General features: G+C 41.0%; 24 protein-coding genes. 11 read left to right on the forward strand and 13 right to left on the reverse strand.

The window, feature by feature from the left end; genetic code table 11:
• Nucleotides 1-56: 56 nt before the first annotated feature.
• Both dcd and ACX1N5_RS12165 read right to left on the reverse strand, forming a co-directional pair.
• On the reverse strand, nt 57-626 hold the full coding sequence (gene dcd, locus ACX1N5_RS12160; protein ID WP_004750715.1) for a dCTP deaminase: 570 nt from the start codon (nt 624-626) through the stop codon (nt 57-59).
• 84 nt (nt 627-710) lie between these two features.
• Nucleotides 711-1,307 carry a LysE family translocator gene (locus ACX1N5_RS12165; protein WP_004750713.1) on the reverse strand — a complete coding sequence of 199 codons (597 nt, stop codon included), beginning with the start codon at nt 1,305-1,307 and terminating at the stop codon, nt 711-713.
• 341 nt (nt 1,308-1,648) lie between these two features.
• On the opposite strand from ACX1N5_RS12165, the gene ACX1N5_RS12170 reads away from it, so the two are divergent.
• Nucleotides 1,649-2,197, forward strand: coding sequence for a DUF2062 domain-containing protein (locus tag ACX1N5_RS12170; protein WP_004750711.1), 549 nt, complete (start codon nt 1,649-1,651; stop codon nt 2,195-2,197).
• A gap of 7 nt (nt 2,198-2,204) precedes the next feature.
• Here the strand turns inward: ACX1N5_RS12170 and ACX1N5_RS12175 are convergent, their stop codons facing one another.
• Both ACX1N5_RS12175 and apbC read right to left on the reverse strand, forming a co-directional pair.
• On the reverse strand, nt 2,205-2,957 hold the full coding sequence (locus ACX1N5_RS12175) for a 5'-methylthioadenosine/S-adenosylhomocysteine nucleosidase (RefSeq protein WP_458802685.1): 753 nt from the start codon (nt 2,955-2,957) through the stop codon (nt 2,205-2,207).
• 48 nt (nt 2,958-3,005) lie between these two features.
• Nucleotides 3,006-4,274: an iron-sulfur cluster carrier protein ApbC gene (apbC, locus tag ACX1N5_RS12180; protein WP_458802687.1), complete on the reverse strand. Its 1,269-nt coding sequence runs from the start codon at nt 4,272-4,274 to the stop codon at nt 3,006-3,008.
• A 296-nt stretch (nt 4,275-4,570) separates the two neighbouring features.
• Between apbC and metG the strand changes: the two genes are divergently transcribed.
• The 3 genes from metG to ACX1N5_RS12195 all read left to right on the forward strand — a co-directional run bounded on the left by metG (nt 4,571) and on the right by ACX1N5_RS12195 (nt 9,430).
• Nucleotides 4,571-6,631 (forward strand): methionine--tRNA ligase, encoded by a 2,061-nt coding sequence (gene metG / locus ACX1N5_RS12185; RefSeq protein ID WP_458802689.1) that lies wholly within the window; start codon nt 4,571-4,573, stop codon nt 6,629-6,631.
• A gap of 72 nt (nt 6,632-6,703) precedes the next feature.
• The gene (locus tag ACX1N5_RS12190; protein WP_458802691.1) at nt 6,704-8,242 is read left to right on the forward strand and encodes an LA2681 family HEPN domain-containing protein; all 1,539 of its coding nucleotides are present in this window, start codon (nt 6,704-6,706) and stop codon (nt 8,240-8,242) included.
• 219 nt (nt 8,243-8,461) lie between these two features.
• Nucleotides 8,462-9,430, forward strand: coding sequence for an MBL fold metallo-hydrolase (locus tag ACX1N5_RS12195; RefSeq protein ID WP_458802693.1), 969 nt, complete (start codon nt 8,462-8,464; stop codon nt 9,428-9,430).
• 58 nt (nt 9,431-9,488) lie between these two features.
• Here ACX1N5_RS12195 and ACX1N5_RS12200 read toward each other — a convergent pair whose 3' ends face one another.
• The 3 genes from ACX1N5_RS12200 to ACX1N5_RS12210 all read right to left on the reverse strand — a co-directional run bounded on the left by ACX1N5_RS12200 (nt 9,489) and on the right by ACX1N5_RS12210 (nt 11,402).
• A complete protein-coding gene (locus ACX1N5_RS12200) occupies nt 9,489-9,653 on the reverse strand; it encodes an NF038215 family lipoprotein (protein WP_004901880.1) in 165 nt (54 codons plus the stop codon).
• A 313-nt stretch (nt 9,654-9,966) separates the two neighbouring features.
• On the reverse strand, nt 9,967-10,548 hold the full coding sequence (locus tag ACX1N5_RS12205) for a LysE family translocator (RefSeq protein ID WP_458802739.1): 582 nt from the start codon (nt 10,546-10,548) through the stop codon (nt 9,967-9,969).
• Between the two features lie 89 nt (nt 10,549-10,637).
• Nucleotides 10,638-11,402: a class I SAM-dependent methyltransferase gene (locus ACX1N5_RS12210; protein ID WP_458802695.1), complete on the reverse strand. Its 765-nt coding sequence runs from the start codon at nt 11,400-11,402 to the stop codon at nt 10,638-10,640.
• Between the two features lie 184 nt (nt 11,403-11,586).
• Between ACX1N5_RS12210 and ACX1N5_RS12215 the strand changes: the two genes are divergently transcribed.
• From ACX1N5_RS12215 to ACX1N5_RS12235, 5 genes are read left to right on the forward strand one after another with little or no spacing between them, the layout of a single operon-like run.
• The gene (locus ACX1N5_RS12215) at nt 11,587-12,156 is read left to right on the forward strand and encodes a TetR/AcrR family transcriptional regulator (RefSeq protein ID WP_458802741.1); all 570 of its coding nucleotides are present in this window, start codon (nt 11,587-11,589) and stop codon (nt 12,154-12,156) included.
• Nucleotides 12,149-13,777 carry an MFS transporter gene (locus tag ACX1N5_RS12220; RefSeq protein WP_458802697.1) on the forward strand — a complete coding sequence of 543 codons (1,629 nt, stop codon included), beginning with the start codon at nt 12,149-12,151 and terminating at the stop codon, nt 13,775-13,777. The genes ACX1N5_RS12215 and ACX1N5_RS12220 overlap by 8 nt, the downstream gene beginning before the upstream one ends.
• Before the next feature lie 30 nt (nt 13,778-13,807).
• Nucleotides 13,808-14,962, forward strand: coding sequence for an HlyD family secretion protein (locus ACX1N5_RS12225; protein WP_458802699.1), 1,155 nt, complete (start codon nt 13,808-13,810; stop codon nt 14,960-14,962).
• Nucleotides 14,962-15,861 carry a 1-aminocyclopropane-1-carboxylate deaminase/D-cysteine desulfhydrase gene (locus ACX1N5_RS12230; RefSeq protein WP_458802701.1) on the forward strand — a complete coding sequence of 300 codons (900 nt, stop codon included), beginning with the start codon at nt 14,962-14,964 and terminating at the stop codon, nt 15,859-15,861. Before ACX1N5_RS12225 ends, ACX1N5_RS12230 begins: the two co-directional genes overlap by 1 nt.
• Nucleotides 15,862-15,890: 29 nt before the next feature.
• On the forward strand, nt 15,891-17,090 hold the full coding sequence (locus tag ACX1N5_RS12235; protein WP_458802703.1) for a BaiN/RdsA family NAD(P)/FAD-dependent oxidoreductase: 1,200 nt from the start codon (nt 15,891-15,893) through the stop codon (nt 17,088-17,090).
• 38 nt (nt 17,091-17,128) lie between these two features.
• Here ACX1N5_RS12235 and ACX1N5_RS12240 read toward each other — a convergent pair whose 3' ends face one another.
• A complete protein-coding gene (locus tag ACX1N5_RS12240) occupies nt 17,129-17,326 on the reverse strand; it encodes a hypothetical protein (protein ID WP_227546856.1) in 198 nt (65 codons plus the stop codon).
• Nucleotides 17,327-17,483: 157 nt separating this feature from the next.
• Between ACX1N5_RS12240 and ACX1N5_RS12245 the strand changes: the two genes are divergently transcribed.
• A complete protein-coding gene (locus ACX1N5_RS12245; RefSeq protein ID WP_004750683.1) occupies nt 17,484-17,906 on the forward strand; it encodes a hypothetical protein in 423 nt (140 codons plus the stop codon).
• A 28-nt stretch (nt 17,907-17,934) separates the two neighbouring features.
• Here ACX1N5_RS12245 and ACX1N5_RS12250 read toward each other — a convergent pair whose 3' ends face one another.
• Complete coding sequence (locus tag ACX1N5_RS12250) at nt 17,935-18,696, reverse strand: ferredoxin--NADP reductase (protein ID WP_458802705.1); 762 nt, start codon at nt 18,694-18,696, stop codon at nt 17,935-17,937.
• Between the two features lie 83 nt (nt 18,697-18,779).
• Here ACX1N5_RS12250 and gigC point away from each other — a divergent pair, with 83 nt between their 5' ends.
• Nucleotides 18,780-19,664 (forward strand): LysR family transcriptional regulator GigC, encoded by an 885-nt coding sequence (gene gigC / locus ACX1N5_RS12255; protein ID WP_458802707.1) that lies wholly within the window; start codon nt 18,780-18,782, stop codon nt 19,662-19,664.
• Between the two features lie 8 nt (nt 19,665-19,672).
• Here the strand turns inward: gigC and ACX1N5_RS12260 are convergent, their stop codons facing one another.
• From ACX1N5_RS12260 to nuoM, 4 genes are all read right to left on the reverse strand, one after another.
• The gene (locus ACX1N5_RS12260; protein WP_458802743.1) at nt 19,673-20,107 is read right to left on the reverse strand and encodes an excalibur calcium-binding domain-containing protein; all 435 of its coding nucleotides are present in this window, start codon (nt 20,105-20,107) and stop codon (nt 19,673-19,675) included.
• Nucleotides 20,108-20,172: 65 nt separating this feature from the next.
• Nucleotides 20,173-20,808 carry a uracil phosphoribosyltransferase gene (upp, locus tag ACX1N5_RS12265; protein WP_131382185.1) on the reverse strand — a complete coding sequence of 212 codons (636 nt, stop codon included), beginning with the start codon at nt 20,806-20,808 and terminating at the stop codon, nt 20,173-20,175.
• A gap of 100 nt (nt 20,809-20,908) precedes the next feature.
• Nucleotides 20,909-22,405: an NADH-quinone oxidoreductase subunit NuoN gene (gene nuoN, locus ACX1N5_RS12270; RefSeq protein WP_458802710.1), complete on the reverse strand. Its 1,497-nt coding sequence runs from the start codon at nt 22,403-22,405 to the stop codon at nt 20,909-20,911.
• 3 nt (nt 22,406-22,408) lie between these two features.
• Nucleotides 22,409-24,010 (reverse strand): NADH-quinone oxidoreductase subunit M, encoded by a 1,602-nt coding sequence (nuoM, locus tag ACX1N5_RS12275; RefSeq protein ID WP_131382187.1) that lies wholly within the window; start codon nt 24,008-24,010, stop codon nt 22,409-22,411.
• Nucleotide 24,011: the final 1 nt, after the last annotated feature.

Below are 24,011 nucleotides of genomic sequence, written 5' to 3' on the forward strand. Positions count from 1 at the left end.
CCATAAAAAATCCCGCCAAGCTGCGGGATTTTTTATGTCTTGCCATCAGCACTGAATTAAGCTTTTGGCAATGTCACACCTTGCTGACCTTGGTACTTACCACCACGGTCTTTATAAGAAGTTTCGCACACTTCATCAGATTCGAAGAACAACATTTGTGCAACACCTTCACCCGCATAAATACGTGCAGGCAAGTTTGTGGTATTTGAGAATTCTAAAGTTACATGCCCTTCCCACTCAGGTTCAAGTGGTGTGACATTCACAATAATACCGCAACGCGCATACGTTGACTTACCTAGGCATACTGTTAGCACACTACGTGGAATGCGAAAATACTCAACGGTACGGGCTAGCGCAAACGAATTTGGCGGGATAATACATACATCGGATTCAATGTCGATAAAGCTTTTATCATCAAAGTTTTTAGGGTCGACAATTGCAGAATGTACATTAGTAAAGACTTTAAATTCGCGTGCACAGCGAACATCATAACCGTAACTAGATACACCGTAAGAAATTAGTTTCTCACCTTGTTCATTATAGCGAACCTGATTGGGTGCAAACGGTTCGATCATACCGTGTTGCTCACTCATTTCGCGAATCCAACGATCAGACTTAATGGCCATGTAGCTATTCCAAAATCATAAATCAATCTATCAATATTGGGCTGTACTTTAACTGAATTTAACGATTTTGACCATGATCAAAACTCAATATAAACGAATCAAAGCTGAATAACTCAAGGGAACAGAAAAAGACATCAGAATTAAAGAAGCAGTACGCTGCAAATTACAAGGGTTTAACCAAGAAACTTTATTTTTGGTGAGATAGGTGCCTAACAGAATCCAGCAAAAAGCGATCGGTACGATGAGTAATAAAAACACCCCAATATGCAATAAGTAAAGTCCTGCGCTTTGCCAAACCATTTTAGGAAAAATGACCGATGCAAACACCAAACCTTTCGGGTTGAATAAGGTTGCAACAAATAATTCTCTAGGCTGAATCACGGACTGTTGTAGATCTAAATCATGGTTAGCAGTTTTCCAAAGCTTAACTGCCAAATACAACATATAACTCGCACTCAAAAGTTGGAGCAATTTCGGTAATAATGGTAAGCGCTGCTCGACAAAACTAATCAGAATGCCCCACAACGTAATCGCAATTAAATAACCTAATGTTTCTGCTGGAATAAGTTTTAATGATGTTTTTAGTCCTGCTCGAATACCTGAAGAAGCCAATAAAGTGTTGGTTGGACCAGGTGTAAACAAAATTGTAATTACAGAACCGAGAAATAACCAAGATATCATCCACTGACCTCCAAAGTTGATCGTCGCCAAAGTATGGCATTTTGCCAATCAAGGCAAAAAAGTAATTGTAACCATTTTTAAATAAATAAAATAAAATTTATATTTTCAATATCTTAAATAAATCAAATTAGACCATGGGCGAGTATACAGAACAACTGAAATGATCAAAATAGCCAATACAGGCGGATTTTATGCTATTTTATCATGTATGTTACATATCGTTTTGGCAGCGCAATGTAAAAGTGCAGACAATGAAGCTCTAGCTAAGTTTGCTTGCATAAAGTGGAAATGACCCAATATACAATATTGAGTGATGTTGAATCGATTAAATTTGAGCATGTATGGTTAAACAACTATTGCAATCTTGGTTGCCTTCGCCCGAACGAGTTTCCTCTATGAAAATGATGAAACTGTTTGGTAAGCATACAGCCAACCCTTTGCTGTGGTATGTCAACCGAAAATCGATCTGCAAAGCGATTTTTATCGGTTCATTCTTCGGTCTGCTTCCTATACCTTTTCATAGTATATTCATCGTTCTTGCGGTATTACTCCTCGAAATTAACCTGCCTGTCAGCTTGGCTTTGGCATGGTTAAGCAATCCATTTACCTTAGTTCCGATTTTATATATTGGATTTTGGTTCGGGACAAAAATCTATCAGGTACACATGATCGACAAAGCCATGTTGATGGGCGTCATGCACCAGATTGTGAACTGGATTGAACATTTCGGGCATGGGCATATTGATTTTAGTTTAGCCAAAATCCTTCTGACGGGTTTAATTGTCGAAGCATTACTGGTCGCTATTGTGCTCTATATCGTAACGCTGGTACTTTGGCGTTGGAGCGTGATCCGCACTTGGCATAAGCGCCACAACCAAGCCCCACTTTAAAAAATTTTTATAGCTCTGCTAAATAATGCTGCACAACTTTAAATACAAAGTCCTGACATGCCTGTCCTGTTTTCGCATTATAAGTTTGTTGATTGGTTAAATTATTGGATACAACCCGTATTGCTAAAAAAGGTACCTGAAACTGGGCAGCAACTTGTGCCACAGAAGCACCTTCCATTTCTTCGGTGACTGTGCCATAAGTCTCTCGAAAAAAAGCAATCCGATCCAATTCATTGTTCCAGACATCTGCCGAGCCAATAATACCTTCTACCACTTGCCCCGCCGTATAGTCGTGTCGAACATGCTGTGCCGCAGCAAGTAATGCAGGGTCTGCATAAAAATGTCGAATCGCAATCGGTTCAGGATCTGTTTCATCTTCTGCCAAAACATCAAAGGCTTCTCGCCATGCTAAAGCATCGGCACCTTCACCCAGTGCTTTTTTGGGTGTTTTAAATGCACCAATATTACAAACTGCAAACCCAAGCACGAGATCAAATACATTTAATGCGGGATCATGCCCACCCGATGTTCCCTGATTAATAATGGCACAGGGCTGATATTTTAAAATAGCAATTGCCGTTGCCGCAGCAGAATTGGTCATTCCCATACGGGTTTTGGAAATAATCACTGGAAAGCCTTGATAATGCCCCTTCCAAAATACCCAGCCTCCGATAGTTTCCATTTCAACATTGGTTAATTGGCTTGCCAGATGTTCACATTCAACAGGAAGAGCACCTTGAATAATCAGCGGTCGCATCATGAATCCCTCCATTTAAAAAGCCTGATGCAAACATCAGGCTTTAAGCGATTAGAAAATACGATTTTGATCTTTATCAGTTTTTGGTAACTTTTCAATACACTTCAAAAGTTGTTCAGCAATCGCCATGTAGCTGTCATGGGCATCATCCATCGCGACCACACTTGGTTCACCTTTATCGGCATTTTCACGAATTTGCGCATTTAAAGGCAATCGTCCCAAGAGTGGAATATGATATTGCTCAGAAATTTTATCACCACCACCAACCCCAAAAATCCGCTCTTCAAAACCACAATTTGAACAGATATGTGTTGACATGTTTTCAACCACACCCAATACAGGAATCTGCATACGATTGAATAACTCAATCCCTTTGGTCGCATCAAGTAATGCAACATTTTGCGGAGTGGTCACAATGACTGCGCCAGAGACAGGAATGCGCTGCGCTAAAGTCAGTTGAATATCACCTGTTCCTGGTGGCATATCGATCATCAATACATCAAGCTCAGGCCACAAGGTTTGGTTAAACAGTTGCATTAAAGCACCCGTTGCTTTTGGTCCACGCCAAGCGACAGGCGTATTGTTGTCCCCTGTTAAATGCCCGATGGATAACACAGGCATACCATAGGCTTCCAAAGGCACAAACTGTTCATTTTCAATCAGTGGCGTTTGCCCAGCATTGCCCAGCATGGTTGGAATACTTGGACCATAGATATCTGCATCCAGTACGCCCACTTTTAAACCGAGTTTTTGTAACCCCAACGCCAGATTGACGGTTGTCGTTGATTTACCAACACCACCTTTACCCGAAGATACCAAGATCACATGCTGAATACGTGGGTGCTTTGGCACATCACGCTGCTGTGGTGCAGCTTTTTGAATCGGTGGATTATTTGGATCTGCTTCAACTGGCTCAGATTTTGCCGAGGCATCTACGACAGGGGGTAAATTACCCGCTTCAGCTTTCGGCTTCGATGAACAGCTATGCCCTGCTTCACCATGCTGCTGGCTGCCACAACCACCCGATGTTGCTTGCCCTTTTTTTTGCTGAATCACATGTAAATTCAGTTCCTGAATGCCACATTTTTCCAAGGCATCGGCAAGTTCATCGTGAATTTGCTGTAATTGTTCAGCTTCGCTCGGATGAGTATTGATGGTGAGCTGTAAAATCTGCCCCTGTAAATTGACCTGACTAATGCGGTCTTTGAGTAAATTTTCAGAATGGGGCAAACAGTAACTTTGGAGGACTTTCTGGATTTCTTCTTCTTTGACCTCCTGTGATGGGGCAAATTTTGCTTTTAAGGAAGAAAACCAAGACATATTTGACTCCAACAGGAAAGATAATGGGTTTAGTTTAACTGTAATTGCAGATAAGTTTAAGTCAACTTTATTGATAGCTATGATCAATATGACTGGTAAAAATGCCCAAATTTTATTTTGGTCTGAATATGAAGATTTCGCTTAATCTTTAATTTGAAAAGAATTCACCGCTTAAATCAGCAAAGTTCGATATACTCAGCGCAGCCCTCGCCAAATGCGCAGACAAAGCGTTGCTTTGTTTTCCTGCGCTCAGGTACAATCTTTTGCTTGTAAATACGAATGAGAGAACAACTTCCGTGCGTAAAATTTTAGTCACAAATGCCCTTCCTTATGCCAATGGTCCAATTCACATGGGTCACTTACTCGGTTATATCCAAGCAGATATTTGGGTTCGTGCCATGCGTGCATTAGGTCATGAAGTGACTTATGTCTGTGCGGATGATGCTCATGGTACTGCCATCATGCTACGTGCCGAAGCCAATGGCATTAGTCCAGAACAGCAGATCGCCAATGTGCAAAAAGAACATGAGCGTGATTTTGCAGGTTTTGGCATTAGCTTTGACCACTATGACTCAACCCATAGCGACACCAACAAAGCACGTTCTCAAGAAATTTATGTCAAAAACCGTGAAGCAGGCAACATCGCGATTCGCCCTGTCACTCAGTTATTTGACCCAGAAAAACAAATGTTTTTGTCGGATCGCTTCATTAAAGGCACATGCCCGAAATGTAAAGCTGAAGACCAGTACGGCGACTCTTGTGAAGTTTGCGGAACAACTTATAATGCAACTGAACTGTTAAATCCGCGCTCTACACTAAGCGGTGCAACACCTGTTGAAAAGTCATCAGACCATTACTTCTTTAAGCTGCCAAATTTCTCAGAATATCTACAAAAATGGACACGTGACCAAGGTCGTCTGCCTGTTTCAATTGCCAACAAACTGGATGAATGGTTCGATGCAGGTTTGGCAGACTGGGATATTTCGCGTGATGCACCATATTTCGGTTTTGAAATTCCAGATGCGCCAAACAAATATTTCTATGTATGGGTCGATGCGCCGATTGGCTATATGTCGAGTTTTGAAAACTACATTAAAACCAAATGCCCAAATTTGAACTTTGACGACTACTGGAAAAAAGACAGTGAAAATGAAGTCTATCACTTCATTGGTAAAGACATTGTTTACTTCCATGCGTTGTTCTGGCCTGCAATGCTTGAAGGCGCAAACTACCGTACACCAACAGGTTTATTTGTAAACGGTTTCTTGACTGTAAATGGTCAAAAAATGTCGAAATCACGTGGTACATTCATTAAAGCAGAAACCTATTTAGAGCACTTGAATCCTGAGTATTTACGTTATTACTTCGCGTCTAAACTTTCGGACAAAGTTGAAGATTCAGACTTGAACTTGGATGATTTCATTCAAAAAGTGAACTCTGACCTTGTCGGTAAAGTGGTAAATATTGCTAGCCGTTGTGCCAAGTTCATTAACACCAAATTTAACGATACCTTATCGAGCGAATGTGCTGAAGCAGATTTGGTACAAAGCTTTATTGATGCTGGTGATTCGATTGCCAAAGCCTATGAAGCTCGCGAGTTCTCAACTGCGATTCGTGAAATCATGGCATTGGCTGACCGTGCCAACCAATACATCGATGAGAAAAAACCGTGGGCATTGGCGAAGCAAGAGGGTCAAGAACAGCAAGTGCATGATGTTTGCTCTGTCGGTATCAACCTGTTCCGCCAATTGGCTGTTTACCTTGCGCCAGTCTTACCTGAATTGGCGAATCAAGTTCAAGCCTTCTTAAAACTCGACAGCTTCAATTTTGCATCACGTAAAACGATTTTAGTTGGACATGAAATTGCTGCTTTCCAAGCGCTAATGCAACGTGTTGATCCAAAAGCGGTTGCGGCGATGGTGGATGCATCGAAAGAGTCTTTAGGTGCGCCTGCTGCTGAACCTGCAAAAGCGGAAAAGAAAAAAGAAAAGGCCAAAGAGAAAAAAGCTGAACCGAAAATTGGTGAAGCTGAAATCATTGGTATTGAAGATTTTATCAAGATTGACCTTCGTGTAGCGAAAGTGTTGGAAGCTGCAACAGTTGAAGGCTCAGACAAACTTCTTCAACTGACTTTAGATGCAGGCGAAGCTGAACCACGTAACGTATTTAGCGGTATTCGTGAGTTTTATGCACCTGAAGACCTGAAAGATAAGCTGGTTGTATTGGTTGCAAACCTTGCACCACGCAAAATGCGTTTTGGGATCTCAAACGGGATGGTGCTTGCAGCAGGTAATGGCGAAGGTGTTTGGGTGATTTCACCTGAATCTGGCGCTAAACCAGGTGATAAGGTTTCTTAAGGTTTAGACACTTACAAGAAGCCCTGCTATATTTAGTGGGGTTTTTTTATTTATACATATAAATTAATTAACATGCTTACTCTAATAAAAATTAATGAAGCTATAAACGCTATTTCAAATTCAATAGATCATGGTAAATGGAGCGAGGCTCTATCTGGAGCTGAAATAATTTTACAGGAATTAGAAAAATATGAAAAAAATAGCACAGTTTTGCACCTTCGCTTTAATCTAGCAGGTCAATTTATTGATGTTGGAACATACTCACAAAATAAGAATTCAGTTTTAAAAGGAATTGAAATTTTAGAAGTTGACTCTGAGCACTATGAAAGAGAATTCAATGTTACTTATTACTATAACTTAGCAAATGGCAAGCTAGCTCTTGCTAATGACTGTGGTTATTCCAAAGAAAAAGTAAATTTTAAAAATACAGAGCTATTTAATACGGTAAAAAATTTATATTGGAAAGCATTTAAGTTAATTAAAAAAGATGAAGAATATGATTTATATCAACAGAATTTAATCAATCTTGCTAATGTCCTAAAACAGCAATTTCGATTTTCGGAAGCGCTAAAAATTTATAATTTAGTTATAGAAAAGAATACTTCTTATCCTCAAGCATGGCTCAATAGAAGCTCTTGCCTAGAACAGTTTGATAAATTATTGGATCATCGAACACAAAAGATGATTATTGAAATTATTAAAGGGTATGACTTTGCTTGTAAATCGAATCAAATCCCTAATGATTGGAAACCTTTCTATGAAAATAAAAATACATATTTAAGAAGGCAACTAACTAATAATGATCTAGAAAAAGATGAAGCAGAAACGCTCGAAGAATATTCAACCATGAGTCATTTTAGACAGTGGTGTATAGAGGAAAACTTAACATTAAATATTCATGGAATGTATTGTTCATGCATTGCTAATGAAAGAGATGATTTAACTCTATTACAAAGCGTAATTTCATCAACCAATATTCTTCAATTTGAACAATACTTAAATCGTATTAAGGCTGAGTTTTCTTTAATTCGAGTACTTTACTATGAGTCTAAATTCACCGATAGCTCTCAGTTTGATTACGAAAGTTGTTATTCGGAACTGGATGACCAAGAAATCATCAATATAAGATATGAAAAGCTAAGAACTTGTTTCAGATTGTGTTTCTCAATATTGGATAAGTTGGCAATCTTCTTATGTCAGTATTTTTCGCTTAAAATTAAAGACAATACAACTTTCAACAATTTTTGGCGTGACAATAAATCTATTCTAGAGGAAAAAGAAAATTTTGCTTTAATTGCCGTTAATAGCATAATTTGTGATTTGAATGAAAAAAATGGAGAATTTGGTTTTTATAAAAAGTGGAGAAATGCTTTAGAACATCATATTTTATTTTTAGTTCCAGATACTTTTGAACTTTACAACGATTCAACCCACACCTATGTAAAAATTAGTGAATTTGAAAGTAGTCTTCTTAATTTAATTCAGCTTACAAGATCAGCTATATTTTCAACAGTATTTGCAATTGTTGAGGACTTCCGCCAAAAGACGCCTAAGGATAAAGAAAATTTTATTGAAGTAACCGTTCATAAAAAAGAATTTAATAATCTTTAATAATTTTATAAAAACTATTTATACCCTCATCCTAACCTTCTCCCAAAAGGAGAAGGAACTCCACTTAAAATAATTCCACTCCTTTCAGAAGATAAGAAGCACAGCCTTTTTAGCTTCATACACATTTTCACTTCATTTACACGAACTAAAAAAAGATGAAAAATCTTGCCCCACATGCTAAAAAATAAGCACCATAAATAAATCAAAAAATAGACCCAAATGAAAAAACTACTCGCTTCTGCCCTTTTATGCTCAAGTTTCATCAGCCTTTCAACCTTCGCCACGTCCCCCACAGCTCCAATCGAGCAACACAAACAAGTGGCGGGCTACTACCAATATCAGTCAGGTCAAACCCAAATTACCGCTTTACTCGATGGCACAAACTACATTTCACCCAGTTTATTTAAAGGGCTTTCAGAGCAACAAATTCATGAAAGCCTAAAGAAATATTATGCAGACCAAGCCCAAGGCATACAAACCTCCATCAACGCCTTTCTGGTCAATACAGGACATTCACTGGTGTTAGTCGATAGTGGTGCTTCCAGTTGTTTTGGGTCACATTTAGGCTCGGTTTTAAGCAACTTAAAAGCATCAGGTTACAAACCTGAACAGGTCAATAGCATTTTGCTAACCCATCTACACCCTGACCACGTGTGTGGAATTAGTAAAAATGGCGCTGCCAACTTCCCCAATGCAACCGTCTATGTATCCTCTACCGAAGCCAATTACTGGCTCAATCCTGAACAGATCAAAAAACTTCCCAAAGCACAACAGGCAGGCTATTTAGCCACCGTTGAAAAAATCAAACAGGCAATTGCCCCTTATCAAGCCAAACAACGCTTTAAAACCTACAAGCTGGGTGATCAGATTCAGGGTTTTAAAGTGATCAGTACCCCTGGACATACGCCAGGGCATTTCAGTTATGAACTCAAAACATCAAATGAAACTATTGTTTTTATTGGTGATATTGTGCATTCACACACCATACAGTTCGATCATCCGGCAACGGCGATTGGCTATGATGTTGATCCTAAACAAGCGATTGCAACACGCTTAAAGCAATTTGCTGAGTATGCCAAAAATAGAGAAACGATTGCTGCACCGCATTTGCCTTTCCCAGGAATTGGGCATATCTATTCTGCTGATGAGAAAAGTTATCAGTGGATTCCCGTACATTTTAAAGATTAAGACAAATCTCTGAGTCCTGAAATAGGTTGATACTTATTTCAGGACTGGGCAAATAAATTTACGGTTTGTTGGCTGCACTTAACTGATAGTCTTGTTGATAGACAGGAGTACCTGCAATGCTTCGTGCATAGTAATTAGGCTGAGTTTTGATAGGCTGTTTTAGCTCACATCCTGTAAGCACAAATAAACTCATCGCTACGCAGAGTATGGATATTGTCTTCATGAGCATATCCTCTTTGTTGTTTTATTTTAAATTAGCACTTTATTTGCAGAATGTATAAAAAAATATATTTCAATTTGTGAAGAAACTTATTCCAAGATGGCAAAATCGGCAATAAAAAGATCAGCTTATTTTTAATATAAAATATCTTTAAGAAGAACTTATTATTCTTCATAAAGTCTTTCATCTTATCTTGAGGCGGTGATAGATGTATTCAGCTTACTCTCTGAAAACAAATTTATTATTGCCAACCCAAGATGATAAGGCATAAAAAAAGCCTATTAATGAACAATAGGCTTTTTTAAAATTCTTTAGATTACTTCATACCAAAAATCAGTTTCAGCCCAAGCAAAGTCATCACGCCGCCTGCTACACGATCAAAAATTGCTTTGGATTTTAAATACACTTTACGCGGTACTTCAGCCGAAAGCACCATAGCGACCAGTGAGTACCAACCTGCATCAATAAAAAAGCATAGTATCGGCAAAACCACATAGTAATAACTTGGGATTTCCTTTGGCAGCAAAGCGGTAAAAATACTGGCGAGGACAATCGCAATTTTCGGGTTGCTGAGTTGTGTGATCAACCCTAAACGATAGGCTTGGGCATAGCTCATTTTTTGGGCTGTATCCTGTTCAGTCTGGATTGGCTCTTTCGCATGTCGAATAATTTTAAATGCGAGCCATAGCAAATACAGACCACCACACACTTTTAAAATCAAATATGCGGATGGAACGGCGAGTAAAATTGCTTGCAAGCCCATGACCGCAAGCAAACCAAATAGTGCCGCACCTGTTCCAGTACCCAAAGCAGTAAATAAGCCATGTTTACGTGAAATGGCAATAGAGTTTTTTGCCACATAAATAAAGGTTGGACCTGGGCTAATCGCGCCTAACATTAATGCGATGGCAATCGGAAAAAGCGCCCACAAACTATTCACGACAGTACCTATTTACTGGCCAACAAAGGCGGATATTTTAACAGAACTTAAGCTGTTTTTCCCAATACTAAATACATCACATCGCTTTGAAATGAACCATCTGCCCGAATCTGGAAATGTTGTTTGACGGCGTCAGAAACTTTGCCTTGCAAGCTCCGAATCGTTTCAACACCACTTGCTGGAGTTTGCATGCGGCTGACCCAACTGTCAAAGTCCAAATGCAATACTTGTTTTTCTACTTGCTCAACCTGAAAACCCGCATATTCAGCAAATCGCATCCATTCTTGCAAGTTGTAATTTCGCACATGACTTGGGTCACGAATCATTTCTATCGTTTGTAAAAAGGTGTCTAAAGCAGGCTGACCATTTCCCAAAATATCCACAAAAATCACTTTGCCGTGTGGTTGTAAAACCCGATAAATTTCCTGCATGGCTTGCCCGACATGCTGCCAGTGATGTGCTGAATAGCGACTAATAATGCAATCGAAAGACTGATCTGCAAAAGGCAATTGCTCGGCTGCGCCCTGCTGCCCCTGAATCTGGCTTAAGCCCTTCTCTTTTGCTTGCTGGCAAACCAATTCCACCATTTCTGATGTCACATCATAAGCAATGACCTGCTCGGTATATGGTGCGACCTGATAACTGACATGCCCCGCCCCACAGCCCAAATCCAATATATGCTTGAACTGATGCTGTTGCACACATTGCTGCATTTTGACAAATTCCACACCTTGAGCATGTACGCTACTGATCAAATAAGCATTTGATTTATATTGGTATTGATGTTGATTGACTTGGTGTTGTGTATTCATTTTTTCTTCCTTCTGACTGATATAAAACACAGCATAAAGAAGATTTAATAAAATAAATAATGATGATTTATAGGTATATTAATAAAATAAAGTTATTAATTTACAAAACTATAAACACCTATTCCAATACAAACGGACAAATTTGTCCGTAAAATACCAACAGATTTTGAATGACTTGGCAATCATGAGTAAACACTTACAACGAGCGGCACAAAACCGTGAAGAGCTTTTAAATGCTGCGGCAGAAATGATTAAAGCGCATAGCATTCATGTGCCTTTACAGATGATTATTGATTATGCAGGGGTTGGACGTGCCACGTTTTATCGTAATTTTGCTGACCGCAAACACTTGATTTATGCCTTGTTGCAACAGTCGATTGAAAATCTGGAAACACGTGCCAAATATTACGGGCAGTTTGAAGATGGCTTGTTTTTATTGATTTACAGTCATATTAACAATCTGCCGCACTTATCTGCACTCAAAGAATACTGGCGTGTCCTAGATGCCAATGAGGCACAGCTACAAGAACTCATCCAGCAACATCAACAGATTATTCAACCGCTGATTGATCAGGCAATTGCTGCAAAGGTTTGTCGTCCAGATCTGACTTTTGAAGATTATCGTAGCATTATTTCAATTTTAACCGCATCGTTTCGTGGACATACTGAACAAGAACAAATACGCCTTGCTAAACGTGCCATTGAACTATTACTGACAGGGATTCAGGTATCACGCGAGGCACGTTATGGATAAACAGCCGCGTTATCTGGAGACACCGCCCGACTGGACAGCCGACGAACGTCCTGTCTTGCCTGGCTCTCCCCCTTCAATTGAGCACCCACGTGGCAAGCGCTATTTATATTTTTTTATCGGCATATTTATTGCGCTTTCCGCAGGGCTGAGTAACAGCTTTATTAGCGCCAACTTACCTCAACTACAAGGTGAATACGGTTTAACGCCTATTGAAGGGGCATGGCTGCCTGCCGCGTATGTCATGGCAAATATCAGTTCTAACCTGATTTTGTTCAAAGCCCGCCAGCAGTATGGACTGCGTTTATTTAGCGAAATTGGCTTGTTGGTATTTATTGCCGTCATGATCATGCATATTTTGGTAAATAACTATCAATCTGCACTATTTGCCCGCTTTATTAGTGGATTGGCGGCTGCTCCTCTTAGCTCGCTGGGCATGTATTACATCATGCAAGGCTTTAGCAAAGAACATCGCATTAAAGGACTGTATCTGGGAATTGGTATTGGGCAATTAGGCGTACCGCTAGCATGGATTATTTCTCCGCTTCTGGTGAACGTCAATAACTGGACTGTGCTGTATACCTTTGAGCTTGGCCTGAGCATTTGCTGTTTTGCCATGGTGGTTTCACTCAAGCTGCCGCGTAGTCTACGTATAGCAGTATTTGAAAAAGGTGATTTCCTGACTTTTGCCTTACTCGCCCCAGGCTTTGCGTGTTTATGTGCAGTTCTGGTACAAGGGCCGCTACGCTGGTGGTTTGACTCACCGTGGATTGCCTATGTGCTGATTTGCGGTTTTACTTTGCTGGTTTTGGGTTTTTTCTATGAGCATCAGCGTACTAACCCACTGATTATGACACGCTGGTTAGGCACTTGGCCAATCCTACGTTTTATTATTGCAGCATTCGCCCTACGTCTACTGATGTCAGAGCAAACCTATGCAGCCGTTAACTTTCTAAAAACAGTCGGTATGGGGCCTGACCAGTTTGTCAGCCTCTACACAGTGATTTTTTTTGGCATGTTGGCAGGCGCTATTTTCAGTGCCTTGACCTTTGCCCGCGAACGTATTGTCTTGCAATTGGTCTTTGCCGAATTTCTGGTCTTAATTGCTTGTGGTCTGGATTTCCATCTCACCAGTGATGTACGACCCGCCAATTTTTATCATAGTCAGTTTTTAGTGGCCTTTGCAGGTGGACTGTTTATTGGCCCATTGTTGCTAGTCGGTTTTGGTCGCGCCTTGCAACAGGGTGCAGGCCATGTTGTGACCTATTTGGTGCTGTTTTCAGCGACCCAAAGTTTTGGTGGACTGGTGGGATCTTCGTTTTTTTCAACCTATCAAAAAGAACGCACTCAAGTTTATCAAGTCACCATTAACAATGCACTGGAAGCGACCGACCCTAACGTGACGCAGCGCCTCAGCCAGTATCAAGGCAAGTATGCCGCTTATATTACCGATAGCAGTAAAAATCAGGCACAGGCTGTATCCAGCTTGTCACAAGTCACTACCCGTGAAGCACAGGTGCGAGCCTATAACGATGTGATTTATTTAAATGGCATTTTTGCCGTAATTTTAATGGTTTGGGGCTTTGGTAATATTGCATCGACACACTACAATGCCCGCCGCTAACCTCAATCCTCTTAATTTTAGAGAAATGCTATGAGTGAACAGCCAAAAACCGATGATCGCCCAGCTGAACAGGAAGCCACATCGACAGCACCACAACAACCGCATTTAAAGGCAGTGCCTCGGGTTAGCAAGTTGATTGAAACCAAAAAATCAACCTTGATCCTGATGTTCTTTGTGCTATTGGTTGGGATTAGTGTGATTATGTGGGCATGGCAGATTGGTCCATTCAATACCCCAATCCAGCAGACAGACAACAGTTATATTAAGGGTAAAACTACGGTTTTATCTTCTCAAATCAATGGCTATATTCAGGATGTTTTAGTCAGTGACTTCGATCATGTCAAAAAAGGACAAGCGCTGATTCGGATTGACCCGACAACTTATAATCAAAAAGTGTCACAAGCCCAATCCAGTGTCGAGCAGGCTGCAAATAACTTTAACAATCAAAAGCAAACCATTGCCCAACGTCAAGCCGATATTGCAGCAGCGCAAGCTAAAGTTGCTCAGATCGAAGCACAATATCAGCTCTCCTTACAACAACTGCATCGTTATCAGGCTTTAGGTAATACAGGTGCGGTTTCCAAAACAGATCTGGATCAAAGTCGAGCCAATGTTGCCAACAATCTGGCCTTACTCAATGAAGCCGAAGCTAACGTCAAAGTCGCCGAAGAAGCTTTAAAAACTGCACAAGTTGCTACCGTAGGCTTACAGGCACAAGTTAAAAATGCAGCGGCACAACTCGATCAAGCCAATACCACCAAAGATTACAGCATCATCACTGCCCCTATGGATGGGCAACTGGGCGAGGTTTCTCCACGCGTAGGGCAATATGTTGCGGCAGGCTCACAATTACTGTATCTCATTCCCCAAACCACTTGGGTGGTTGCCAACTTTAAGGAAACTCAGATTGCTAATATGCAGATTGGGCAAAAAGCCTCGTTTACCGTCGATGCATTAAATCACAAAAAATTTACGGGACGGGTTAAGGAAATCTCTCCTGCTGCAGGCTCTGAGTTTAGTGTTTTAAAAACTGATAATGCGACAGGCAACTTTACCAAAGTGGTGCAGCGTATTGCGGTAAAAATTGCAATTGACCCAAATCAACCTGAATTGGCGCGCCTCAGACCAGGCATGTCGGTCATTAGCTCGGTTGATACTTCAACACAAGGAACAGGCACACGCTAATGCAGATTCAAGCCCAGTCGCCTCAAATTCCCGTAGAAACCTTGATACAACGCAATGATATTCAGCTCGATCTGAAACGGTTGGATTTGGTTCATCCACAGATTTCAGGCAATAAGTTTTATAAACTTAAATACAACCTGCAACAGGCACAGCAACAAGGCAAAACCGCTGTACTGACTTTCGGAGGTGCATATTCCAATCATATTGCAGCAATGGCATATGCTGCTCAAATGCTTGGTCTACAAAGCATTTGCATCATTCGGGGCGAAGAATTGGCACAGCGCCCACTCAACCCTACACTGCAAACTGCACGAGAGATGGGGATGCAACTTGAATTTATTTCACGGCAAGCTTATCAACAACGTCATGAACCAGACTTTTTACAGCAGTTACAATCACAATTTCCCGACAGTTATCTGATCCCTGAAGGGGGAACCAATGCCCTTGCCATTCAAGGCTGTCAGGAAATTCTAACTTCGGAAGATTTAAATCATTATGACGTGTTCTGCTGTGCAGTTGGTACTGGCGGTACACTATCGGGTTTAATCCAAGCCAGTGATTCACGCCATCAGTTATTCGGTTTTTCTGCGCTTAAAGGTGAATTTCTGACACAAGAGGTGAAGCAATTTACCGACAAAAGCAACTGGAAAATTTTGGATACTTACTGCTGCGGTGGTTATGCCAAAACATCACCTGAACTGATGCAATTTATTCGAAGCTTTGAACAGACTTATCAGATTCCACTCGAACAGGTGTATACAGGCAAAATGCTCATGGGAATTTTTGACCTGATTGAACAAGGCTTTTTTCAGTCAGGTACCCGAATTCTCGCCATTCACACAGGTGGTTTACAAGGACGCGCACAAGAGTTAGGCGAGATGCCCAAAATTTCAGTATAATGCGCGGTTTTTAGCATTCGGAGAATCACATGGCTGCTCTACAGTATGATGTCATCGTATTAGGTGCAGGCGCATCAAGCTTGATGTTGGCAGCATGTGCAGCCAAACGCGGACGCTCGGTATTGGTACTGGAAAAAGCCAATAAAGTCGGCAAGAAAATCCTGATGTCAGGTGGAGGAAAATGTAACTTCACCAATCTGGATGTCGAACCTGAAAATTATCTTTGTCATAACCCACATTTTGTCAAATCGGCACTTTCACGTTATAACCAGTGGGATTTTATTGGTCTGGTCTGTGAATATGGCATTGCCTACGAAGAACGCAAGCATGGGCAACTGTTCACTCTTAACGGCGCCAAAGATATTTTAAATATGTTGCTTGCCGAATGTAGCAAAACAGATTTGGTTGAGATTCAAACTTCAGCAGAAGTTACCCAAGTCCAAGTGCTTGCAGAGCATCAGTTTAGCGTTAAAACCTCCACTCAAAGCTATCAGGCTGAATCGGTTGTGGTCGCAACAGGCGGTTTATCTATTCCTACACTCGGCGGTTCAGATTTTGGCTATAAACTGGCACAACAATTCGGGCATCGAATTTATCCAACTCGTGCAGGTCTAGTCCCTTTTACTTTTTCCGATCAATTTAAAGAAGTCACAAGTCGTTTAAGTGGCAATGCTTTAGAAGCAACTTTAAGCAATGCGGATGTGGCTTTTACCGAAGCTTTACTCTTTACTCATCGCGGTTTAAGCGGTCCAAGTTCATTACAACTGTCTAACTATTGGCAGGTTGGTGAAAGTTTTCAGATCAATTTTTTCCCAGCCAATGATCTTTGTACATGGCTAAAACAGAAAAAACTGAGCCAACCAAAAAGTTTATTACGCACGTTACTAAATGAGCTTGCAGCAAAATCCGTCATCGCTGAACTGCAACAACTGATTTGGCAAGCAGACAGTGAAACCGCAATCGGTCAATTCAGCGATCAAAAACTGGAAAATATTGCGACTCAACTACAAAACTTCCAGGTCAAGCCATCGGGTACTGAAGGCTACCGCACAGCAGAAGTCACACTAGGTGGGGTTGATACCGATGAGGTTTCATCTAAAACCATGGAAAGTAAAAAGCAGAAAGGTTTATTCTTTTTAGGCGAAGTGTTGGATGTAACGGGACACTTAGGCGGATACAATTTTCAGTGGGCATGGTCATCTGCCGCTGCTGCAGCAGAATATGTGTAACTGCCGAAGGAATTCCATTCCTTCAGCAGTATATATGCTTAATTTTTCACAATTTTCGTCGCTTGAGGATGCCCTGTATAAGCATCTTTGGCACTTGGGCTGCTGTAACTGAACATGTAAGCCACAACTGCTACATAAAATAAAACAATCATGGCAAACATAAAACGCACGAGACGTTTATTTTCTTTTACATACATCTCATGAAGTGACCGACTTAGATGGCGTAACATAGTCATCTCCTCCTTTCTATCACGTCAATTCGACTATTTTTTATACTACATCAAGTTTGTGTTGTGTTGTGTGAAGAAGCATTATCATCACGTATACATTGTTTATCTGCTGTAGCCTAAAAATAGGCTATACTATGTGCCACTTTTTCAATGCACCACGATTATGTCGTATAGCCTGCAATCCACGTCCCTTGAACTCGACACTGATGTGACGCATCAATGTTATTTACATTATACGCGAGATCAGCATCTGATCGGCGTGATTGAGTTTAGCAAGCCAAGCTATGTGCTCAAGTGGGGTGATTTGGAATATTTTCGTCGCCGTACAGAAGAATTTTCTGTCATGCCATTTCCTGACTTTATCAGTGCAATAGTGATCGATTTACGTAATATCGAAGCATTTCTCGATCAGGATGTTCTCATTATTCCTTGGCGTTTAGTCGATGAAGAATGCCCTATTCGCTTGGTCGTGCCACAAGATCGGCTCGAATATTATGCAGGTTTTTTTGAACCGACTTGGCTCAGTTCCGATGTTGAAACCGCAATTAGTGAAATCCGCACCTTTATGGATATGTTTGTGCATTAAGCTGTGACAAACATATCCAGACTCATTTTTACCAATAATTCTCTACAGCAATATTGCCTTCACCACGACGATTCATGCTCAAGCCACGCTGCTTTAAGGCTTCTTTGGTATCTTCAACCATTTGTGGATTACCACAGAGCATAATATGACTCGTTTCTGGGTTAAATTGCTGTCCGACTACAGCTTCCAATTGCCCATTTTCAATTAAAACGGGCAAACGCTGGTGCAATATTGCCTGTGAATCACGCGTAATAATCGGAACAAATTGAAACCCTGTGTGCCCTTCGCCGAAGGTCGCAGCAATTTCCTGAATACGCTCGACGTATGCCAGTTCTGCCTGTGTACGCACACTATAAACCAAATTGATTTTTTGATAATTTTGCCATGTCTCAAAATCCTGCAACATCGACAAAAATGGTGCCAAGCCTGTACCGGTTGCCAGTAACCATAAATCATGTGGTAACGGTTGCTGATAGCGTGCCAAAGTCAAGAATCCATAGGGAATTTTTTCCAGATACAGCTCATCACCCACCTGTAAGTCTTTTAGACGTGAAGTAAAAGCACCATCAGGCACAACAATCGAAAAAAACTCCAAGGTTTCATCATAAGGCGATGAAACTACAGAATATGCCCGCACAATGAGTTCACCATCGACCTGTAAACCAATGCGTGCAAACTGCCCTGCGGTGAATTTAAAGTGAGCTGGTCGTGTCATGCTAAAGCTGAATAAATTATCGGCCCAACGTTGAATAGATAAGACTTTTTCTACAGTAAATTTCTCAGATGTCATGATTTCAAGGTGCAAGAATTCGTCGGCTCATGTTAGCATGGCGAGGCAAATATTGATATTTTTACTCATTTAAGGCTTCAACTATGCGCATGACCTTACGCCAATTGGCTGTTTTTGTAGCCGTAGCCCAAGAAGGGACTGTGACCAAAGCCAGTGATGCTGTCAAGCTAACTCAAAGTGCTGCCAGTATGGCATTGGCTGATTTAGAGGATGGATTAGGTGCGCCATTATTTGATCGCTTAGGAAAACGCCTCCAACTCAATGACCTTGGGCGTTTTTTACTACCACAGGCACTCGAAATTTTAGGGCGCTGTGAAGCATTTGAACAAGTCGCCAAAGGTGAATTACAAAGTATTGATTTACGCCTTGGTGCAACACTCACTATTAGTGATTATTTAATGCCAGATTTAATGGCAGGTTTTCTACAATTACAGCCTCAAGCCCACTTGCAATTACAGGTTGGTAATACTCGCCAGATGATTGAAGCTGTCAATCAATTCCAGCTTGATCTAGCACTGATTGAAGGTTCCTGCCATATTCCACAATTACAAAGTATCCATTGGCGAGATGATGAACTGGCAGTATGTTGTGCTCCAAGCCATCCCTTAGCACAGCTAAACCGTCCTTTAACCCCCCAAGATTTTGCTGATGTAGAATGGATTTTGCGTGAAGAAGGTTCAGGTACACGCGAGGTTTTTGATACAGCCATTTTAAATCATTTAGCAGATGCCAATATCCGCCTGACACTCGGACATAATGAAGCCATTTTAAAAATTATCTCAGGCGGGTTGGGTATTTCGTGTATTTCTAGACTCGCATTACTCCCAATGCTCAATTCTGGACAGCTGGTTATTTTAGATACGCCATTTTGGGAGCTAAAACGCCCACTCTATATGCTCGTACATCGCCAGAAATATCAAGGGCCTGGACTTAAAGCCTTTATGCGTTTTTGTGAAGAAAAAGAATAATTTTCATTTTATTGCCAATTTGAGTCTGTTTTTCGACGAGAGTCTTTTTCACAAGGCTCTCCATCTGCATTGCCATCCATTTTAGTATTTGGACAATTGTGAACAAACCAACGCGCTTCTGCAAGCGAATGCATTTGTGAGCAGTATTGGCGCCCATCACATTTAAAATATCCCAGTGGACTTGGCATCGGCTTTTGTGCTGGTGCAGGTCGACTCACAGTACTTGGTGCAACATTCACTTGTGTTTTTTGTTCAGGCAATTGATCTGGTACATGCCCTAGTTTTTTCCGTTGCTCATCAATCAACTGTTTTTGTTCTTGAATCAATTGTTGCGTATATTGTCCACGCATTTGCTCATGCTGTTGTAGTCTTAAGTAAGTGATATAAATCCCGATACCAGCCAATACAACAACGACAAATAAAAACATCGCTGCTTTCTTCATCATTCTTGTCTCATAAAAAAATACCTGTTATTTAGAGATTTAACAGGTATTTTTTTAAATTGACATTAGTCTTTTTGTACACTACCGAAAATTTTATCACCCGCATCACCAAGACCTGGAACAATGTAACCATGTTCATTCAGCCCATCATCAATCGATGCGGTAAAAATACGGACATCAGGGTGTAAGGCTTCAACTTTAGCAATACCTTCTGGTGCTGCAACCAGTACCATTACCCGAATATCTTTACAGCCACTCTGTTTGAGCACATCAATTGCTGCGATTAATGAGCTACCTGTTGCCAACATCGGATCAATAATCATGGCAATACGATTGGCTACATCTGGAACCAATTTTTTATAGTAAGTTCGAGCTTGTAAAGTTTCTTCGTCACGCTCAAGCCCTAAAACACTGACTTTAGCACTTGGAATCAAATTGAGCACACCATCCAGCATCCCGATCCCTGCTCGTAAAATTGGAACAATGGTAATTTTCTTACCTGCGATGCGCTGTGTAGTCACCTCACCTGCCCAACCTTGAATTTCATGATCAACCACAGCTAAATCTTTAGTTGCTTCATAAGTTAGCAACATGGTTACTTCTTGCGCAAGTTCACGAAAGTTTTTAGTACTAATATCGGCACGACGCAACAAGCCTAGTTTGTGGCGAATCAATGGGTGACGAATTTCTTGAATAGGCACGGGGAGAACACCTGACAGATTTAAGTTGCGCCTAGTATATCGCTTTTCGATCAGAAATAAAAAAGCCCTCATCAATGAGGGCTTTTTTAGACCGCTAAAATTAGTGGTTGAACAATATTTGTTGAATTGGCGCTAAAACTTGTGACATTGCAGAAATTTTAAGTACAGGATCTGGATAAACACCGATCAACAATACCAATGCTGCTGCACCAAGCACCATGATTCCACCCACTTTTTGACCCCAATGTTTTTCAGCGTCAATACGTGGCGTTTCTGGTGGTGTAAGGTACATCACAACCATAACACGTAAGTAATAGTATAAACCGATACCACTACCCACAATAATCATGGCAGCCAAGAACCAGTGACCTGCATCAACTGCAGCTTTAATCACCATGAACTTACCGATAAAGCCTGCTGTCAACGGAATACCTGCCAACGACAATAACATCACTGTCAAAGTCCCAGTCAAAACAGGACGACGCCAAAACAGACCACGATAGTCTGCAACACTTTCAGCTTCATCGGTGTTGTTGTATGGGCTAGACATTAGAGTCACGACACCAAACGCACCAATCGTTGTTAATACGTAAGCAATCACATACATATTTACACTGTCGAGGCTGAAGTAGTTTTTGCTGACCAAAGCCACAAGCAAATAACCAAAGTGTGCAATAGACGAATACGCAAGAACACGTTTGAGGTTGACCTGACGTACTGCAAGCAAGTTACCCACAATAATTGAGAGTACCGCAATAATACTGATGATCAGGCTGATTGATGGAATCAACGCGCCTGCTGCAAGTAAATAGCGGACAAACAAACCAATGGTTGCAACTTTCGCAGCAGTTGCCAAAAAGGTTGCCAATGGCGCTGGTGCACCTTGATAAACATCTGGCGTCCATTTGTGGAATGGTGCTAACGATAGTTTGAACGCAATTGCGAAAATGATCAGACCAAGGCCCAAAATCACCATTGGGTTGCCCATTTTCACCATTTGCAGCAACGATGCAAAGCCTGTATAGAATGATAATGTGCCTGTATACGCATAAATATATGCAATACCCATCAACAACATCGCAGAAGCAGTTGCTGACAACACCAGATATTTCATCCCTGCTTCTAAAGACTTCTCACGTTCATGCGTATATGCCAACAGACCATATACAGGAACTGACATCAACTCCAAGCTAATGAAGAATGATGCATAGTGAGAGCTTGCCACCATCAACATTGCCCCAGCAACAGAAGACAATAACAGCAAGTACAACTCTTCACGGTTGCCTTTATAGCTTTCAATATAGGCATGTGACAAAGTACAGCATGCCAAGGCAGAAACCAGAATCAGCAATTGATAAAGCATGGTAAATGGATCAACCATAAACATGTTCATCACATTGGCAGGTCTGAACTGCCCATTCATCATTTGCAAAATGATATTGAATGCTGCCAAGTTCAAACCAATAACGGATGCTGTTGCAATCAGATTATGATTACGTTTGATCGCCGTTAAGATCATGACCAGCACGATTGTCAAAGAGACAATCATGACTGGAGCAAGTGGCATAAGATCTGAAAATTGGATTGTGAAGTTCATGACTTATTGGATCTCCACATTATCAAGTTGGCTGACTGCTTGTTGCATCAAATCTACACCATTATGAACAGGAATATAGCTATTCGCTAACCACTGCATACTTGAATGAGACACATCAAGGAAGGTTTGTGGGTAGATACCAAGCCACACTAGACCAATCACACAGATCATTAGAATCGCAATCTCACGTGCTGACAAATCTTTTAGTGGGTTTGCATAATGCTGTTTTTGCTCTTCGTTTGGAGTACCAAACAATGAACGATGAATCAAAATCAAGCCATAAAGACCAGCAAATACCAAGCTGATCGCAGCAATGATCGTGAATGTTGGATACTTACCAAATGCACCCATCATGATCAGGAATTCACCAATAAAGTTACCTAAACCAGGAATACCCACTAATGCTGAAATAAAGAACATTAAGAAGAATGGTAAATAGCGGAATTGACCACGCATACCACCCATCAAGCGCATGTCACGTGTATGCAAACGTTCATAAATCTGACCACACATAATGAACAATGCAGCAGAACATAGACCGTGTGCCAACATCATAATCATCAAACCTTGATAAGTGATGATGTTGCCTGCATAGATTGCAAGTAATACAACGCCCATATGTGAAATAGAACTATATGCCAACAAACGTTTCATGTCAGTTTGTTGATAAGCACACCATGCACCGTAGAAAATACCAATCAAACCAAAGATGATTGCAACATCGGCAAACTGTGCTGACGCTGCTGGGAAGAATGGAATTACAAAACGAAGCAAACCGTATGCTGCAGTTTTAATCAAGATACCTGCCAAGTCTACAGAACCTGCTGTAGGCGCTTGAGCATGTGCATCTGGTAACCAGCCGTGTAATGGGAATACAGGAAGTTTTACTGCAAAACCTACAAACATACACAGCATAAAGCCATATGCAAAACTTGGTGGCAAGTGATTTGCAACGGCCAACAAGAAGTTGTAGTCAAAGTTAATCACACCATTGGTCATGATATAACCCCAGACCACTAGTCCAAGAATACCAATCAGCATGATCAAGCCTGAAACTTGCGTATAGATGAAGAATTTAGTTGCAGCGTAAACGCGTGAACGACCGTTCGAACCCGCATGTCCCCAAAGTGCAATCAAGAAATAGATTGGTACCAGCATCATCTCCCAGAAGAAGAAGAACAGGAACATGTCTATCGCAAGGAATACACCGATTACCCCACCTAAACTCCAAAGTAAGTTTAAGTGGAAGAAGCCAACATTCTTCTGAATTTCACCCCAAGAACAGCCAACTGCCAAAATACCCAAAAGTGCGGTCAAGCCAACCATGAGTAATGACAAACCATCTACAGCAAGGTGAATACTAATCCCCAGTGAACTAATCCACGGTAGATAAAATTGTGCTGCGAAAGTTGGCGCTTGTGAACCTAACTCGTAGTGATAATTACCATGGCTCCATAAGATTACAGTTAAGCCTAGGGTAATCACCATCCCGATCAGGGCAATCCAACGTGGAAGGTGCTGGTCGAGTTTATCAACCAACCAGCATATAAAACCTGCAATGAAAGGAATCAGAATCAGCGCGGGTAAAATTAAATTGTTTTCCATT

The sequence above is a fragment of the Acinetobacter sp. ANC 4636 genome, assembly GCF_054454555.1.